This is a genomic window from Mesorhizobium sp. M0184 (assembly GCF_040322215.1).
Classification (GTDB): Bacteria; Pseudomonadota; Alphaproteobacteria; order Rhizobiales; family Rhizobiaceae; genus Mesorhizobium.
In genome coordinates, this window is sequence record NZ_JAMYSZ010000034.1 from 41711 (window position 1) to 57219 (window position 15509).

10 protein-coding genes and 5 pseudogenes are annotated in these 15509 nt (G+C 58.5%); 6 read left to right on the forward strand and 9 right to left on the reverse strand.

Features of this window, described 5'->3' with window-relative positions; all coding sequences use genetic code 11:
* Window positions 1–228: 228 nt before the first annotated feature.
* Window positions 229–1413 (reverse strand): glycosyltransferase family 9 protein, encoded by a 1185-nt coding sequence (locus NKJ23_RS28870; RefSeq protein WP_352453586.1) that lies wholly within the window; start codon window positions 1411–1413, stop codon window positions 229–231.
* A gap of 320 nt (window positions 1414–1733) precedes the next feature.
* Here NKJ23_RS28870 and NKJ23_RS28875 point away from each other — a divergent pair, with 320 nt between their 5' ends.
* Window positions 1734–1910, forward strand: coding sequence for a hypothetical protein (locus NKJ23_RS28875; RefSeq protein WP_352457364.1), 177 nt, complete (start codon window positions 1734–1736; stop codon window positions 1908–1910).
* An 85-nt stretch (window positions 1911–1995) separates the two neighbouring features.
* Here NKJ23_RS28875 and NKJ23_RS28880 read toward each other — a convergent pair whose 3' ends face one another.
* Window positions 1996–4062 carry a carbamoyltransferase family protein gene (locus NKJ23_RS28880; RefSeq protein WP_352683970.1) on the reverse strand — a complete coding sequence of 689 codons (2067 nt, stop codon included), beginning with the start codon at window positions 4060–4062 and terminating at the stop codon, window positions 1996–1998.
* Between the two features lie 1013 nt (window positions 4063–5075).
* Between NKJ23_RS28880 and nadE the strand changes: the two are divergent.
* The 3 genes and pseudogenes from nadE to NKJ23_RS28895 all read left to right on the forward strand — a co-directional run.
* A pseudogene (nadE, locus tag NKJ23_RS28885) lies at window positions 5076–5407 on the forward strand (NAD(+) synthase); the annotation flags it as partial.
* Between the two features lie 401 nt (window positions 5408–5808).
* Window positions 5809–6891 (forward strand): sensor histidine kinase, encoded by a 1083-nt coding sequence (locus NKJ23_RS28890; RefSeq protein WP_352474131.1) that lies wholly within the window; start codon window positions 5809–5811, stop codon window positions 6889–6891.
* A 661-nt stretch (window positions 6892–7552) separates the two neighbouring features.
* The gene (locus NKJ23_RS28895) at window positions 7553–7810 is read left to right on the forward strand and encodes an aminopeptidase (RefSeq protein ID WP_352453904.1); all 258 of its coding nucleotides are present in this window, start codon (window positions 7553–7555) and stop codon (window positions 7808–7810) included.
* Window positions 7811–7812: 2 nt separating this feature from the next.
* Here NKJ23_RS28895 and NKJ23_RS28900 read toward each other — a convergent pair.
* Window positions 7813–8131 (reverse strand): annotated as a pseudogene (locus NKJ23_RS28900) (integrase); the annotation flags it as partial.
* A gap of 191 nt (window positions 8132–8322) precedes the next feature.
* Here NKJ23_RS28900 and NKJ23_RS28905 point away from each other — a divergent pair.
* A complete protein-coding gene (locus NKJ23_RS28905; RefSeq protein ID WP_352493621.1) occupies window positions 8323–9984 on the forward strand; it encodes a tannase/feruloyl esterase family alpha/beta hydrolase in 1662 nt (553 codons plus the stop codon).
* A gap of 242 nt (window positions 9985–10226) precedes the next feature.
* Here the strand turns inward: NKJ23_RS28905 and NKJ23_RS28910 are convergent.
* Window positions 10227–11350 (reverse strand): annotated as a pseudogene (locus NKJ23_RS28910) (site-specific integrase).
* Window positions 11351–11878: 528 nt separating this feature from the next.
* On the opposite strand from NKJ23_RS28910, the gene NKJ23_RS28915 reads away from it, so the two are divergent.
* Window positions 11879–12847: a glycosyltransferase family 10 domain-containing protein gene (locus NKJ23_RS28915; RefSeq protein WP_352453731.1), complete on the forward strand. Its 969-nt coding sequence runs from the start codon at window positions 11879–11881 to the stop codon at window positions 12845–12847.
* Between the two features lie 137 nt (window positions 12848–12984).
* Here NKJ23_RS28915 and NKJ23_RS28920 read toward each other — a convergent pair whose 3' ends face one another.
* The 5 genes and pseudogenes from NKJ23_RS28920 to NKJ23_RS28940 all read right to left on the reverse strand — a co-directional run.
* Window positions 12985–13341 carry a hypothetical protein gene (locus NKJ23_RS28920; protein ID WP_352453730.1) on the reverse strand — a complete coding sequence of 119 codons (357 nt, stop codon included), beginning with the start codon at window positions 13339–13341 and terminating at the stop codon, window positions 12985–12987.
* Between the two features lie 266 nt (window positions 13342–13607).
* Window positions 13608–13763, reverse strand: a pseudogene (locus NKJ23_RS28925) (ATP-binding protein); the annotation flags it as partial.
* Between the two features lie 71 nt (window positions 13764–13834).
* Window positions 13835–14119, reverse strand: a pseudogene (locus NKJ23_RS28930) (transposase); the annotation flags it as partial.
* Between the two features lie 106 nt (window positions 14120–14225).
* Window positions 14226–15248 (reverse strand): transketolase family protein, encoded by a 1023-nt coding sequence (locus tag NKJ23_RS28935; RefSeq protein WP_502895560.1) that lies wholly within the window; start codon window positions 15246–15248, stop codon window positions 14226–14228.
* Window positions 15245–15509, reverse strand: a 265-nt coding sequence (locus NKJ23_RS28940; RefSeq protein ID WP_502902583.1) for a thiamine pyrophosphate-binding protein, incomplete at its 5' end; no start/stop codon positions are given. The genes NKJ23_RS28935 and NKJ23_RS28940, both read right to left, overlap by 4 nt.

Consider the following 15509-nt stretch of genomic DNA (forward strand, 5'->3'; position numbering starts at 1 on the left):
ATGGCGACTTTCGGGCCGTCACGCCACAAAGGAGGAACGGCTATGAAGGCTGGGCGGCGGCACTTTCATTCTCAGGCGCCGCTCTATGCCACCTGTCGGCCAATGTGACATCGCCACTGCGGTCCTTCGAACAAGTCGATTCGATTCTGAATTTCGGCCTTTAGGTGATTGTAGCGATTGAATCAGCGACAAGGGCTGGGCAATCGCGGTTGTGGTGACCGCGAGCCACTAAGCTTGTGCCGTACCCTTACAATGATTCATCAAGGCGTTTACCTCGGCAATCACGAGATCCGGCGTGATGTCGAACTTGCATCGGACTTTGACCGGACAATGCCGCACTTGGTCCAGACCACATCCGCGACATTCAATAACACTCATAAGCATGCTGACCAAGGGACCTCGAAACCCCCAAATCTCCGGTAGATGTGACGCCGTGAAAATGCCGATAGTAGGGCGGCCAAGCTGGGCAGCGACATGGCCGGTGCCTGAATTGTTCGAAACGACGAGGGCGGCCGAATTCACGAGACAATTGAATTCCAATTCTGACAAGTCGACAGCCGTCCGAATGTTCGCGGCCCCACGTTCCCTAGCTATCTTCGCAACCTCCTCAAGCGCTTCCAGGCATTCGCCACGGCCAACGAGGACCACCTCACCACGGGTCGAAAGAGCAGCGACAACTTTGCCAAAACTTTCAATCGGCCAATCTCGCAGGCTGGAATTGGAGAACGGAGCCACGACAATCGGGGCATTGCCTGTAGTCGAATTCTGTGGGTGACCCGCTCCGCTTTCGAAATAGGCAGCTGCCTTTGCGACCAGAAAGAGGAGGATTTCTGACACATGCTGGAGACGCACCTGCTTACGGTCAATGAACCAATCAAGCCATCTACGGGGGATTTTGTTAGCAAGCCCTATTTTTTGGACCAGCTTGTAGAAAATGGTTCTGCGCAGTTTCAGATTGAATGGCGCTATCGCAATATCGATCTGATGCATGCTGTACGGATCAACTATCGCCGCACGGTGCCTGGCGGGAACTTCAAGCAAGATCGGCCTTGTTTCTTCCGGAACACGCATATCAATGGCAAGATCAAACTCGCCGGTCAGCAGCGGCCTTATGTCCGCGGCTTCTTTGCGCGTTTTGACTTTTGGGTTGCGAGGAAAAAAGTCAAAAGCAACGTGATCGTCGGCGAGGTCGAACTGTTTTGCAGTAGCGATGTTCCAGCTTCCCACCACCAGCGTAATGTGGGCATGCGCAAAACGCTGACGAAGGTCCTTTAGAGGCCCTAGAGACATCCAAAAGTCGCCGACATGATCAAGCTTGAGGACCAAAATTCTCATCCTTGCGCTTGACTGTTCCGGCTCTTCCCAGCTGCGGTATATAATTTGATTGCCGTCGTGCTTTGTAAAATATGCCATTGCCATTCCGAAGATTATACGGTCAACACTGATAGCCCGGTGACGCGTGTGTAGGTTGGAGTGCTCCCCACTTTGTCCGCGTCTCCGCAAGAATTCTGCCATCAGATCCAAGCCGCGCTCCAGCAGGAGCTGTTGGGCGAAGTCTGCATCTCTAGCGATGGTAGCGCGCCAAGAAAGCCAGCTATGTCCCGACCCGCAATGTGAGGGGCTTCGTCACGGTCTCGCATGCAGTGAGTTCGGCAACGCCGAGTAGACGGTGATCGCCAAGCCGCCGTCCCCAGATCTCGGAGCATAACGGCAGTGGCCTCGCTCTTTGGTCGATGCTGATCCTGAATGCGACCGTCGCCGCCGGCGACGACACCGCCGGCCGCATTGACCGTCTCGGGCACGCCCTGTCGCTGTGGTCCCGCATCACGGTCGCTAGCAAGGACCCGCCGCAGCCGCTTTTTTCTGCGCGTCCGGTCGTCCAAGGTGAAGTGGACGAATCAACCCTGTGATGAAGTCGACTGCCTGCCAGCGGTGAGGTGGCAGGCGGCATCGATGAACACCATTATTCGCCGAGCTTGGATAGCGGCACCTCTATCACGCTGAGAGCCTGTTATGCTGGTCCAGCGTTTGATCGCAGTCTTGATCCATGCGAGCAGCTTGTGAGGGATGCAATCGAACGAGGCGCTGCTCCCACAGCCGTCGCAGGCCCTCCATCAGAGCTTCACGCTTAGCCTGATCCGGCGCAATTGTATTGAGGAGATCTCCCAACACGGCTTCGCCCTCAATCCGCATCAGCAGATTAAACAAGTCGTGTGAAATTCGTACACTGTCACTGCTGAAGTGGGTCGTGCTGATCTCGCAGTGAGTCTCCCGACGATCTGGCGCTTTGTAAGCGCGGGTTTGATGGAGGGACACATAGGGCGGCAACGAAACCGCAAGCGCAGTCCAATCCTGCAGCGTTGTAGCCCGCTTTTTTACCAGGAAGGGCCCGACCACAAGTCCATCCAGCTCTGTCGTCAGAAAGGTGGCAATCGCGTCTGCAACCGAATCCACGATCGGTTCGGCATTGTTGTTAAAGGACGTATTGAGCAGAATTGGAGTGCCTGTGCGCTTCTTGAACGCATTGATGACCTCCCAGTACGCGGGATTGGCGTTGCGCGATACTGTTTGCAGGCGAGCGGTACCGTCGACGTGCGTGATGGCACCGAGCAAGGCGCGCTTTGAGTCACGCACGCGAACGACGAAATTCATGAATGGAAATTCGTGCCTACCATCCGGGAGGTCGAAAAATTCGCTCGCATCCTCCTCCAGCACAGATGGCGCGAAGGGCCGATAGCCTTCGCGCTTCTTGACCATCGCATTGATCCGGTCCTTGTTTGCGGCGGGCCGAGGGTCGGCAAGAATGCTGCGGTTGCCCAGCGCACGTGGCCCAAACTCCGAACGACCCTGCACCCAGCCGATCACGGCGCCGTTGGCGATCCAGTCGGCTGCACTGCTTGCCACGTCATCAGAGCGTTCAACCTCGAGATGTCCGGCCCATGCATTCAGTTCCTGTTGCACGGCGCGCTCGCTCCCGAGATCAGGACCCCAATAGACCCCCTGCAGTCGCTCACACGGCGCGGGGCGGCCCATCTCGTTAGAGACTATCAGCGCAGCTCCCAATGCGCAGCCAGCGTCGTGAGACGCGGGTTGCACGAAAATGTCTTCGAAAAGCCCTGAATACAGCAGCTTACCGTTCATCGTGCAGTTGTGGGCCACCCCCCCCGCCAGGCACAACCGCTTCATGCCGGTGGCCTCACGGTGATGCCGGAGAATGTGGAACACGATCCGCTCAAGCGCTTCCTGCAGTGACGCACTCACATCTCGATGCTGCTGGGTGAAGGGCATTCCCTTTCGCCTGACCTCGATATTGCGGAGCAACGCCGGACCGATGCGGTCGAGGTGAACACGGTAGCCACCGCCGTTGGCGGAGAGCTCGTAGAACTGCTCGAAGAGCTCGCGATAGGGAGCGGGGTCGCCGTAGGGCGCGAGTCCCATTACCTTATACTCGTCGAACAAGCCGTAGCCGAGATAGCGGATCGTCTCGAGATAAAACAGCCCAAGAGAATTGTTCTCGGGGAAAGCCTCGAGTTGCGTAATTTCTGTGCCAGACCCTACCGCCAAGAGGCCCGATAGGAAATCACCAGAGCCATCAATCGCTAGAATGAGACTTTGTTCGAAGCCCGACATTGCAAAGGCGCTCACGGCGTGCGCCTGATGATGACTTACGAATGAAATACGCGAACTGTCCAACTTAGTGCCGAACTCACGCGTTAACAGATCCTGCACCAACGTTTTAGCATCCAACGGAATGGAGAGAATGTCCGGGTGGGATGCGGACATACCTTCAAGCATGGCGTTGGCATAGGGCTCGCTGGCGTAGAGCGCGACACGATCAATGTCGTTGAGCTGAACCCCCGCCGCTGACAGACAGTATTGAATCGAACGAATTGGGAGCTTGTTGGAGTGTTTCATCCGATTGAGGCGTTCCTCTTCGACGGCTGCTATCACCCGTCCGTCTCGGACGAGCACCGCGGCGCCATCGTGCATAAAGGCGTTCCGAAGCTCGAATCGGTTTTCATGGACTTGGTCAAGTCCGCCGCTAATTCCTAGACACAGCATTTCTTTCTCCACATAGTGACGGGCAAGCCAAATTGGCCTGCCTCAGACCGTTTCCAACTAAATAGGCCGCGTTGTCGCTTGCAGCTGCAACCGCCTGTCAGGCATCACCGGCATCAAAGAACGCCTCATAAGGGTCCGCCTGAATCAACATGAGATGCTTCGATCGTGGCGCCTGCCATTCCATGACGCCGAGAGCTTGGCTGGATCATCGAATCTTGAGCGGCTGCTGACTTGCATGCCGGCGATGCCGTTTTCATCTGCAGCACGAACTTGTGACGCGGGCTGCCTATATCCTTGCGAAGGGGCGGCTGTTGACGAATAATGCCGCGCCGTGAACTGGCCCGATTTCATTCCCCGAAAGACCGTCGCACAGGCGACTGACATGTGCTGCACTGTCCGCCTGCTTCCCGGTCGCACATCCGATAACGCCTTCGCTTGTGCAGGAGGCCGCATCGCGTCATTCGTCGGCCAAACATGGCACCGACTGGAAGCCCGGCAATACCGCGTAGATGTAAAGTGCGCTGATGTTGTATGGTAGCGCTGCCGGCCGGGTCTCCAATCCTCTGCCCAAACGAGCGGACTGCCTGCGGCAAAAAGCCCGCCACAAGCAGAATCGCGCTGGGCAGCTGGCTCGCCTGCAAGACTTCGCAGCTCAGGAACATTGGGGACGACTAGCGTCGAACCGCCGACATGATCGGCCAGTTGCAACTCACTTCTCGGCACGACCTCCACTGCACGTCAGGGCGCATGGAAGATTTTCTCCTTTGGATGGGTGACCGGTGCGGACGTGCTTTTGTCCATGCAAGATTTCCGAAGAGTTATGAAATCGTTTGTTTCGATCAAAGTCATCCACGCTATGAATAGCTGCCGGACATGCGCTTCAAAGGGGCTTCAGGCTTCCCGGATGGCTACTCCGATTCGAAGCGCGTGGCATTCCATGCGCTCTATGACAACATTTTTCAGCAAAGGGTATGAGAGCAAACCCACACTTCTTTTTCAGAAGTCGCTTCGAAGCAGCCGAGGCCTTGATGGGCTTCTTCACCAAGTTCGGCGATGGTGCCGCAGACATTCTTCCTCTTTCCGGGCTGAACAAGCGCAGAGTTCGCGCCTTGGCAGTGTATCTGGGCGCTCCGTCTGATCTTGTTGAAAAGATCCCGACCGCCGACCTGGAGAACCTCGTCCCGGTCTCACATACGATGAGATTGACGACTTCCTCGAAGGCCAAGAGATCAACGAAGCGGCGCACAGGCGTATACTTCATGCGCATTCCAGCACAGCCCATAAGCGAGCGCTTCCCGTCACAACGATTGCCATGACGGGTTCGATATTTAGGCATCGGCAATAGCGTCTCAACATACACGATCGATGGGCTTGCCGCAGTTAGGCAAGCGGCCTGAATTACCGCTGGAGCGAAGCGCTGCTCTTTCAGCCCGCATGCGGTCATGAGGTTGACAGTGTCGGCACGTATCGCCGAGGCCGGCACGCGAACTCATTCTCCCTGAATGCCTGCTCTATCGATCTTCCGCAGCGTAACCACTTGACCGGTCGCTTCGACATTCCAGGCACCTGGATTCTAGCCGATCCTTGCCGCTCTCCTTCGGCCGGTCGCAATGCTGGACGTGCGGCCGTTACGCGATGCAGAGCTGGTTGTCAGATGCGTGATGCGAAACGTGAGATGCAGCTCCAGTTTTGGCGATGGCGGGCTCGCCGCATTGTTGATATCATCCGCACAGAACAGGCGCGCAAATGACATCGGATTCAGAGAAGGCTGAGGCGGTCGAGCAGTTACTTGATACACCTGACCTTGCAACCGCACTGGAAAGCGAACAGTTCAAGAAATTCCTCGACCAGGTGCCGATCGCCATAGCCGTTTCGGACCTTGCCGGTGAAGAGCGCGTGGTCTACGCCAATCCGGAATTCGAGAAACTCTCAGGCCTGATGGCCGCCAGGCTCACCCAAGAAAACTGGGCGGCCCTTTTAGGCACGGGCCTCCATCAGCAAAAGGACAGGCCGCTAGCCGAGGCGGTGGTCGAGGGAACCGATTTGGTCGGCACCTTCAGGCTGGAGCGCGGCGAGGACAAACCCGCGATCGTCGACGTTTATTCCAACGTGATCGAAGACGATAACGGCAAGGTTTGCTTCCGGCTGGTGGCGCTGGTCGACGTATCGGCTCACGGCGAGGCGGGAGATCAGCGCTCGGTGGAGGAGCGTGTCAGCGAGAAAGACACGCTGCTGCGCGAACTGCAGCACCGGGTGAAGAACAACCTGCAGATGATCACCGCGCTGATCCGGCTGGAAAGCCGCAACGCGACCGAGGCCGACCGGAGAAGGTTTGAGCGGCTTGCCGGTCGCGTCGACGCTCTGGCGATCCTCTACCAGACGCTAACGGCCGACGAGCCGAAGGAGGAGGTCGATCTTGGCGTCTATCTCAGCCAGATCGCGTCCGCGGTGATGAGCTCGCATGCAGTCGAGGGGATCCGGCTGGATATGAAGGTGGATACATATCCCGTGTCAATAAACGTCGCCATGCCGGCCGGGCTGGTCGTAAACGAATTGCTGACCAATTCACTAAAGCATGCGTTCCGGGGCCGCGATGGCGGCACGATAACACTGCACAGCGTCGTCGATGGCGACGGCTGCCGGGTTATAGTGGCGGACGACGGAATCGGCCTGCCGGAAGGCGAGGTGTGGCCCAAACCAGGCAAGCTCGGAGCGCTGATCGCGCGATCGCTGACCGAGAACGCCAAGGCGCAGCTAGCCGTCGAGTCCAGCGCCAACAAAGGGACGAAGGTGACCATCGTTTTCAAGCGGTCGGCGGCAGCAAGCTGAACGGTTGCTGTCGAACTAGCAGGCTGGCGGCTGGCTTCATGTCGCGGCTTTGAGCAGGTGGCTGCAAATAGGCTAGGTCGCCCTTCACGGCCTGCTTCACATGGTCGAGGTCTTCCATTATGCTCCAGGCTTGCTGCTTCCGACTTCGGCGGCCAGTCCATCCCCACCTAGCGGAAGGCACTCCCGCCTGATTACGTTGCGGCTTGAGTCTTGACGGCGGGGGCACCTGACGCCTTCGCGCTCATCACGCGCGGGCCGGCAATTCAGCAGCGAGTCATCGCTTGGCCAATCTTGCCGAGGACGAAGGTCTAACCTACAAATAAAATTGGTCCGACTGTTCGTGGCCGGAGGTAACCGCGAATTTGCGCTATCGGGACAGGAGAGCAGTGCTGTAGGCAAACCGCGATGCGTGCATTCGTTCGATTGGTTCTACGATTATCCTGACGCCTGGGGTGACCAGTTGCACCAGTATTTCCTACTACGCGCAATCTTTGTAGGGTCATGTGCAGATCATCGCGGCCCGCCAAGACATCGGAAAACTGATCGACGATCCTTCAACCCCTGAGATATTGCGCGCCCGAATGGCATCGGCGGCCGCCACATAATAGTTTGCGGCAAAGACGGCCGCGATCGAACGGCTGAGGACGCGCTCGCCAACAGATTGCGCGACAGACGATGGGGTGGATACCGCGGATACGACGCCTGGTTCGATGCTCCGATCAACAACGCGAAGCTCGCCGCGACTTCCGTCTACAGCGATTCGGTTCAAAGGCTTGGCGCGTTGGACAAAGCTCGCCGCGCCGAAGCGCGATGCATAGAAGCCGGGATAGTCGCCCGAACACAAGTCGAACAAGCGGAGTGGTCGACCGTTTCGTCCTCCCCGGGGACGAGCCGGTTGCTCTGGCCTGGGGCGACCTGATGGGTCTTGCGGAGCACCGTCTCCAGCATGGCGATCAGGTCTTCGGGAAGTATGGCCTCATTCTGCACAGACGGTTTTGCATGGCTGTTACGGATGCCGGCGGGCACGGTGGCGATATGGCGGTCCTTTCGATCGAGCGGCTCGCCACGCTGCGTATAATTCCACGCCAGGGAGGAGAGACGGCGCTCGATCGTCGCCACAGAGTTTGGTTTCTTGTCTCCTGTAACCTTTCTGGATGCACAGGCCGTGATGTAGAGGCCGACGGTCTGCGGATCAGGCGGCAACACCTCCGAGGTGCTGCCGGCGCGCCCAGGCGCAAAAAATCCGCTCTCGACCGAGCGGCGTCAGACCGGTATTCTTATGGATGTTCATCCGGTCCCCCTGGAGTCACTGAAGCTTCGACAATCTCAGCTTTCCCGGTTCGGACCGGATGGACAAGCTACTGAAAGCTCACAACTAGCTACCAATGCGATCAGCTTTCGGGCTATCGGGCGCATCCAGGGAGGATGGGTATGTTCTTGGCTAACGGGCTCAAGCTGCGGGACCGCGGGTGCACGCTGGCACTGATGTTGGCGATCATATGTGTATGTGCGCCTGCACTGGCGGCAAACGCGTCGGATCAGGCGTGCCGGTCCATCGCCAAGCTCAAAATTCCAAGCGTGATCTTTACCGAGGCTAGCCTTCAAAAGCCGCAGGAGATCCCCGCAGATCCCTTCACTGCATTCACCGGCGCCTCGCCTCAGGCGGTAAAAGTGGGCGGGCACTGCCTTGTCCGAGGTGTTATCGGGAAACGCCAGGGGGTCGATGGTCAATCATATGGCACCCGGTTTGAGGTGCGTCTTCCGACGACCTGGAATGACATGTTCCTTTTCCAGGGCGGCGGCGCAGTTGATGGCTTCCTGGCGCCGGCCGTCGGGACCATTCCTTGCCGGAACTCGACCGCGGCTCCCGGGCTCTTGCGCGGCTACGCTGTTGTAAGCATGGATGGCGGGCACCCAAGCCCCGATCCGGCTTTCGGGGTCGATCAAGCCGCACGCATTGATTTTGCGTACGCCTCCATTGGCAAAGTCACTTCGGTCTCGAAGCAGGTGATTGCAAAGTTCTATGGGGCGGCTCCGAAAAAGTCGGTGTTCATGGGATGCTCGAATGGCGGTCGTGAGGCGTTGATAGCGGCTCAGCGATATCCGCTCGAGTTCGACGGCATTGTTGCAGGTAGCCCGGGTTTTCGTCTCAGTGCCGCCAACATTGCCGAAGCCTGGGATACTCGCCAGTACATGAGCATCGCTCCCAAGGATGAGGCCGGCCATCCCATTCTATCCCGCGCCTTCTCCCAGCAGGATCTGAACATCGTCGCCAAGGCGGTTCTCGCTGCCTGTGATGCTCGCGATGGCATTGAGGATGGCGTCATCAACGCCTGGCAGCAGTGCCGGTTCGACCCAAAGGTCCTGTCCTGCCAAGGCGATAAGACGGACAGCTGCCTCACGGCTGGTCAAGTGCAGGCCATGAGCCGCGCGTTCGCGGGTCCGGAAAGCTCCGATGGCGAAAAGCTTTACAGCGATTGGCCATATGATACGGGCGTTGCGGGCGCGGACTGGAGAATGTGGAAGCTGGGCAATTCCCCCACTTCCCAGTCGGATGCAAATAACATCGTTCTGGGAGCCCGCTCGCTTCAATACTACTTCATGACGCCCCCGGCGCCGAATTTTGACCCCCTGAAGTTCGACTTCGACAAGGATCCGGCACGCGTTGCGGATACGGCCAAGCTCAATGATGCGACCGGCACGTATCTCGCCAGCTTCGCTGCCCACGGTGGAAAGCTGCTCTTGTTTCAGGGACTTTCCGATCCGGTCTTCTCAGCCAACGATCTGGTGCGCTGGTACAAGCAAGTCGTCGAGGTCACAAGCGGCGGCGATTTGGAAGCGACTCGCCGTTTCGTGCGCATGTTCATAATCCCGGGGATGACCCACTGCGGCGATGGCCAAGCCTTCGACGACTTTGATCCTTTGGCCGCCATCGAGGGCTGGATAAACCAAGACAAGGCTCCGGATTCTCTCGCGGCTGGCAGCAAGGCATTCCCCGGCAAGCACCAGCCGATCTGCGCTTATCCCACTCAAGCTGCCTATGGCGGTAAGGGAAATCCCGATGAGATCGCGAGCTATTCGTGTCGGGGATAAGAGACCTCGTCATTTGTTCGCTTCAATCTGCGCGCATTCCCGGAACAGGTCTCCCGGACCAAGGATCGGTTGGAAAAGCGAAACCCGGAATTTGTGGGCCGTGCCATAACGCAGTTGATGATCATGCCTGACTACGAAGCGTCGGCCGCCGATAGTCTGGACACAGCGCTCGCTGTGCTCGATGAGGTAATTGTTATCGCCTGAGATCTGACCGCCTCATCCCAGCGGACAAAACGGGGGCATCAGAGCCCGGACGCCTTGGTGAGATTTACGCGGAAACGATCGCGCCGGCGCTGATAATTTCGCGTCATCTCCGCGGAGGCATGGCCGAGCTGTTTTTGCACATAGCGTTCGTCGACCTCGGCCGACGAGGCGAGGCCGGCGCGCAGTGAGTGGCCGGCGAATTTCTTGGCCCGTTCGCCCTCCGACAGATCGCCGCGCACGCCGGCGGCGAGCGCCGTGCGCTTGACCAGGCGTGCGACCTCCTGGTCGTTCAAGCGATCGGCACCGACGGCTCTGCCTTGACCAGCAACGCGCCGAAACATCGGTCCGTGCGCAATGCGCGCCAGTCTTAGCCAGGTCTGCAGAGCGACCACAGGGCAGGTGGCGTCGGAGGAGCCGCGGCCGATTTCGACCTCGCGCCAGCCGGTTTTGCGGCGCAATGTGACAAGCAGACCCTTATCGGCAAAAATCTCGACCCAGCCGCGCCCGTCCTCGGTCTGATCCCTGCCGACGTCGAGGCCGACGATTTCGGATCGGCGAAGGCCGCCGGCGAAACCCAAAAGCAGCATGGCGCGGTCGCGCAGACCACGCAGCGTGCCGCGGTCGAGGGTCTCGAAGATGCGATCAGATCCTCGGGCAGGACCGCTTCCTTCTGCCGGGGAGGGGAGGCGTGGGTGTTTCGAACGCCAGCCATCACCGTGGCGATATGCCGGTCCTTGCGGTCCAGCGGCTGGCCGCGCTGGGCAAAATTCCAGGAGAGCGACGAAAGCCGGCGCTCGATGGTTGAAACGGTGTTGGGCTTTTTGTCGCCAGTGGCCGTACCTGACGCGCAGGCGGCGATATAGAGCCCGACGACCTCAGGATCGGGCGGGAACATCTCGATGCCTTGGCGCCGGCACCAGCTCGAAAAATGCTTCCAGTCGGCTGCGTAGGCGCGGCGCGTGTTGGCCGAACTCGCCGCCTCGATATAATCGCGCGCGCGGCCGGCGAGCGCCTCAAGCTGCGCAGGCAGGCTGGGATTGGCAATGGCTGGAAGGGGAGGGGACGAGGCTAGGTCGGCATCGCCCATCTGCATGACGATATCGATGATGTCGGGCAAAGCCGCGGCGCTTTGTGTGTGAAGCTTGTCCGAAATTCGTAGCATATTTCGGACATCTTGACCGTCACTTCGTCCGAAATCGGACCACAGATTTCGGACAAAGCCCCGGCATCAACCCGCCAATATCTCGATCTGCCGTCGCCGCTGCAAACGTCGCCTGTGAGAGGCGAGCCGCCTCTAAACTGGTCGTATAAATAATAAGAATGTAGTCAACTTCCATATTTTAGAGGGCACGCATGCTGCCACTCAACCGGCCTGATCACCACACAAAGTGAGGAAGAACCTGGTTAGGTGCAAAGCGACAATTGCCTCGACAGCGGGTCCCGGAAGGTTTATGCTGCCCAATCTTACCGCAATCCGAAATGGCGATTGAGTACCTTCACGAGTGAAGGGATTCCCGCGGTCTTAGAGATGAGTTGTCGAATGGCGCGAAGTCGCACAGAATCGCGAAGTCGCACAGAATCGTGTGTTTGATACCGATCAGGATCGCGAGCTATTTCAGGCGCAGAGAGGTCTTGCGCCCGATGCACGAGTTGCTCCCGGTCCAACGGAAGTGAATGGGGTGGAACTGCTTTGTCGACCAAATTGTTGACGGAACGTCCGGCGCCCATTGTTGCTACATGTCTGGATTCTTGGGGCGTTTTGGATGATGCAATCCACCATCTCACTCCAAAGGGCAGTGGAATCTGGAACAATGTCGCTTTTGTACGCAGGACATCCTTCGCGCCCGATTGGCATATTGTCTTTAACTCTGCTTCTATTTTTGGGCTCCCTGTTGATATCGAGGCGAGTCCAAACAGGACAATTTTTGCAATCGGCGAACCGCCGACGAAAGCTCATCGCGCATTTCATGAAGGGCAAGGGAAAAATACCATCGTCCTGACGTCTGACGCAGAGCTGGCTGCTCGGCAGAATGCAGAGCGCCGATTCGTTTTGTCTCCACCTATCACTCGGTCTTGGTCTGTAACAAAGACATATGACCAACTTCTGGTCAGCGAAGTCGTGGACAAGCCGCTTCGGCTCTCATGGATTACCAGTAACATCGCCCTGCTTAAAGGGCATCGATATCGGCTGGCGTTTCTGGAACGGCTGAGAGAGGAGCTCGATTTTGACCTGTTCGGCCGAGGTTTTCGGCTGATTGGAGATAAATGGGACGCACTCGCACCGTACCGTTACAGTATAGCTTTCGAGAATACTCGTGCTGATTACTATTTTACAGAGAAGCTTATGGACTGCTTCGTTGCTGAAACAATGCCGATCTATTACGGCAGCCCGGCAATCACGAGGTTCTTCCCTTCCGACTCAATGGTTCTGATTGACCCAGAGGACAAGAACGTAATCCAAAAAATTCAAGAAATCATCGACTCGGACCTCTGGAAGGAGCGTCGCGGCGCAATACAAGAGGCGAAGCGGTTGGTTCTTGAGAAATACAATACGTTTGCTTATCTCGCGGGCTTCATCGAAAGCGTTCACGATAAACCCTTACCGCCGGAAGTTATACACATCGGTTCGCCTGCGGTCGATTTTGGGACAGACGAATGAAGTACTCCAACGCTCGCTTCGCGTGCCCGGCGGTTGGTGGTCTGGCGAGATCGGTACGGAGCGCTCGGCGGAGAATGCCTACCTGCGCAGACGGGCCGGCACGGGCGCACGAGGTCATGCGCCCCGGCTGCCGCTGATCAGACGAACTGGGGAAGGCCAGGAACGGAATTGAGGACCTCGTCCACGAGTTCGTCGCCGGCATGTTCCTTGGCGAAGGCGATCGTCTCGTTGGCGATGGCGGCGATCTTTAGAATGCTGAGACCCTCACTCATCAATTGCTGGCCGAGCCCCATGAGGCCGCCTCCGCCCTCTGGGTCGTTGCCATGATACTTCGCCACTAATTCCGAAGCTCCGGGAATGGCCGCGATCATGCGCGCAACGGGACCGTCGGCCGCGTGGCGTTGCAGGAAACCCAGCATTAACCCAACGGCCTTCTCTGCGAGAGCCGGGCCGATGCCGGCACCAGTGGCGATGCGCGATAAGAATTCTTCCATGGCAGGGTTCGTCTCTCTTTAATGAGGTTTACACGGGGCCGGTCCGGCGCCCAAAGCGCCCTTGGCCGAACCACAATTGAACTCCACAAAAATAGGCCGGCGGAAGTGCTATTGCAACTGCGCGTAAAACCGCCTCTGTCAACGCAAGCTGCGTCGGACGTGCGTATTTCGCAAAAACGGGACAGTCGTTCCGCTAAATCGCGGACAGCAGTTTCACTAATTCGCGGACAGCAGGATGGGGTCGGCGCTCGGTTGCCTGGTTGAAGTCATTTGCGATTGATTTCGCCGTTTTCGGCGCCGGTCAAGGGCGGCGGTGTTTTTTGCTTTCTCATGCTGTCGCCTTCGAGGGTGATGCGATGGGCGTTGTGGATGATCCGGTCGAGAATGGCGTCGGCTATTGTCGGCTCCGCGAATGCTTCATGATGCACCTTTCCTTGATCGCCTGGTCCGTTGCAGTCGGCGTTGAAGTTGATCGATCTGGTCGCTGGAAAGGTTTCCGCTTGGCCGCGGGCGTCACCATTTCTTTCCCACAAGATCCTTCAACGCGGCATTGTCGAGCATGGCGTCGGCCAGAAGCCGCTTCAGCCGCGTGTTCTCGTCCTCCAGAGCCTTCAGTCGCCGAGCCTCGCAGACATCCATCCCGCCGAAGCGGGCCTTCCAGTTGTAAATCGAGGCGTCGCTGACCCCGTGCTTGCGGCACAGATCGGCAACCGATACCCCGGCCTCATTCCTTCAAAATTCCGATGATCTGCTCTTCAGAGAAGCGGCTACGTTTCATGTCCTGGTCCTCTCGATGGGCCAGAACGAACTTCAAACCGGATTAGATAAGAGGGGCAAGGTCAAGGTCGATGACTCAACTGTTGTGTGGGGAGAGCTCTTACTTCTCATTCGCTCCAAATGCGGACGCGGCGCACGAGCTCGGAAGTTGAGATCCCGTAGCGATCGTGAAGCGTCGGCAGCGCGCCAGCGTCGAGGAACTCGTCGGGCAGGGCGATCTGGCGAAAGACTGGGGTCACTCTCTCGCGCATCAGCAGCGCGGCAACGCCTTCGCCAAGGCCACCAATGATGGTGTGGTTCTCCGCCGCCACCACCAGCCGTCCCGAACGGCGCGCGGCAGCGAGTATCGCCTCCGTATCCAGAGGTTTGATCGTCGGAACGTGCAGAACGGCGCAGCCGATCCTGTCGGCTTCAAGCGCCTTCGCGGCCTCCAGCGCGCGCATGGTCATCAGGCCGCTGGAAATGAACAATACGTCCGCGCCCTCGCGCAGCATTCGCGCCTTGCCGATTTCAAATGTATAGTCGTCTTCGTCGAGCACGACAGGAACCTTACCGCGCGAAAGCCGCATGTAGACCGGCCCGTTGTAGTCCGCGATCGCCTCCGTGGCCTGTTCGATGTCGAGCGCGTCGCAAGGGTCGATGATCGTCAGGTTCGGCATCCCGCGGAAAATCGCGATGTCCTCCGTCGCCTGGTGGCTGGGGCCGTAGCCGGTCGTCAGCCCCGGTAAGGCGCAGACGATCTTCACATTGAGTTTCTCCTCGGCGATCGCCATGCAGATGAAATCGTAGGCACGTCGCGATGCGAAGACGGCGTAGGTGGTGGCGAAGGGCGTAAAACCCTCCCGCGCCAAGCCGGCGGCGGCGCTCATCAGCACCTGCTCCGCCATGCCCATCTGATAGAAGCGGTCCGGATGCTCCTGTGCGAAGACATGGAGATCGGTGTATTTCGCGAGGTCCGCCGTCAGGCCAACTATCCCGGGCCGCTGGTGCGCCAGTCTGGCCAGTGTGTGCCCGAACGGCGCATTGCGTGTCGGTACGCCATCGGGCGCGATCGACGCGATCATCGCCGATGTGGTCTTGCGCTCACCGGCATTGGCGGCGTGGCGCGGCGCGAACTTTGACAACCTCAACGCGGACGTCCCTTTTCCAAAGCTTCGAGCGCTAACGTCCATTCGTGCGGTTCGACGCGGATGAAATGCGTGATGTCGCGGGTTTCCAGGAATGGCACACCCTTGGCCATGCGCGTATCGCAAACGATCACACGCGGACGAGGTTCCTTCAGGCCGCGCGCCATGTCGAAGGCCTTGCGGACCGCCTCGATGTCGTTGCCGTCGACGCGCTGCGCATGCCAGCCGAACGCCTCGAACTTGTCGGTCACCGGTTCGGAGGAG

Bases quoted from the DNA above. Each gene is read 5' to 3' on its own strand.
- NKJ23_RS28870 (WP_352453586.1), bottom strand. From the start codon at position 1,413: ATGGCATATTTTACAAAGCACGACGGCAATCAAATTATATACCGCAGC.
- NKJ23_RS28875 (WP_352457364.1), top strand. From the start codon at position 1,734: ATGCTGATCCTGAATGCGACCGTCGCCGCCGGCGACGACACCGCCGGC.
- NKJ23_RS28880 (WP_352683970.1), bottom strand. From the start codon at position 4,062: ATGCTGTGTCTAGGAATTAGCGGCGGACTTGACCAAGTCCATGAAAAC.
- NKJ23_RS28890 (WP_352474131.1), top strand. From the start codon at position 5,809: ATGACATCGGATTCAGAGAAGGCTGAGGCGGTCGAGCAGTTACTTGAT.
- NKJ23_RS28905 (WP_352493621.1), top strand. From the start codon at position 8,323: ATGTTCTTGGCTAACGGGCTCAAGCTGCGGGACCGCGGGTGCACGCTG.
- NKJ23_RS28920 (WP_352453730.1), bottom strand. From the start codon at position 13,341: ATGGAAGAATTCTTATCGCGCATCGCCACTGGTGCCGGCATCGGCCCG.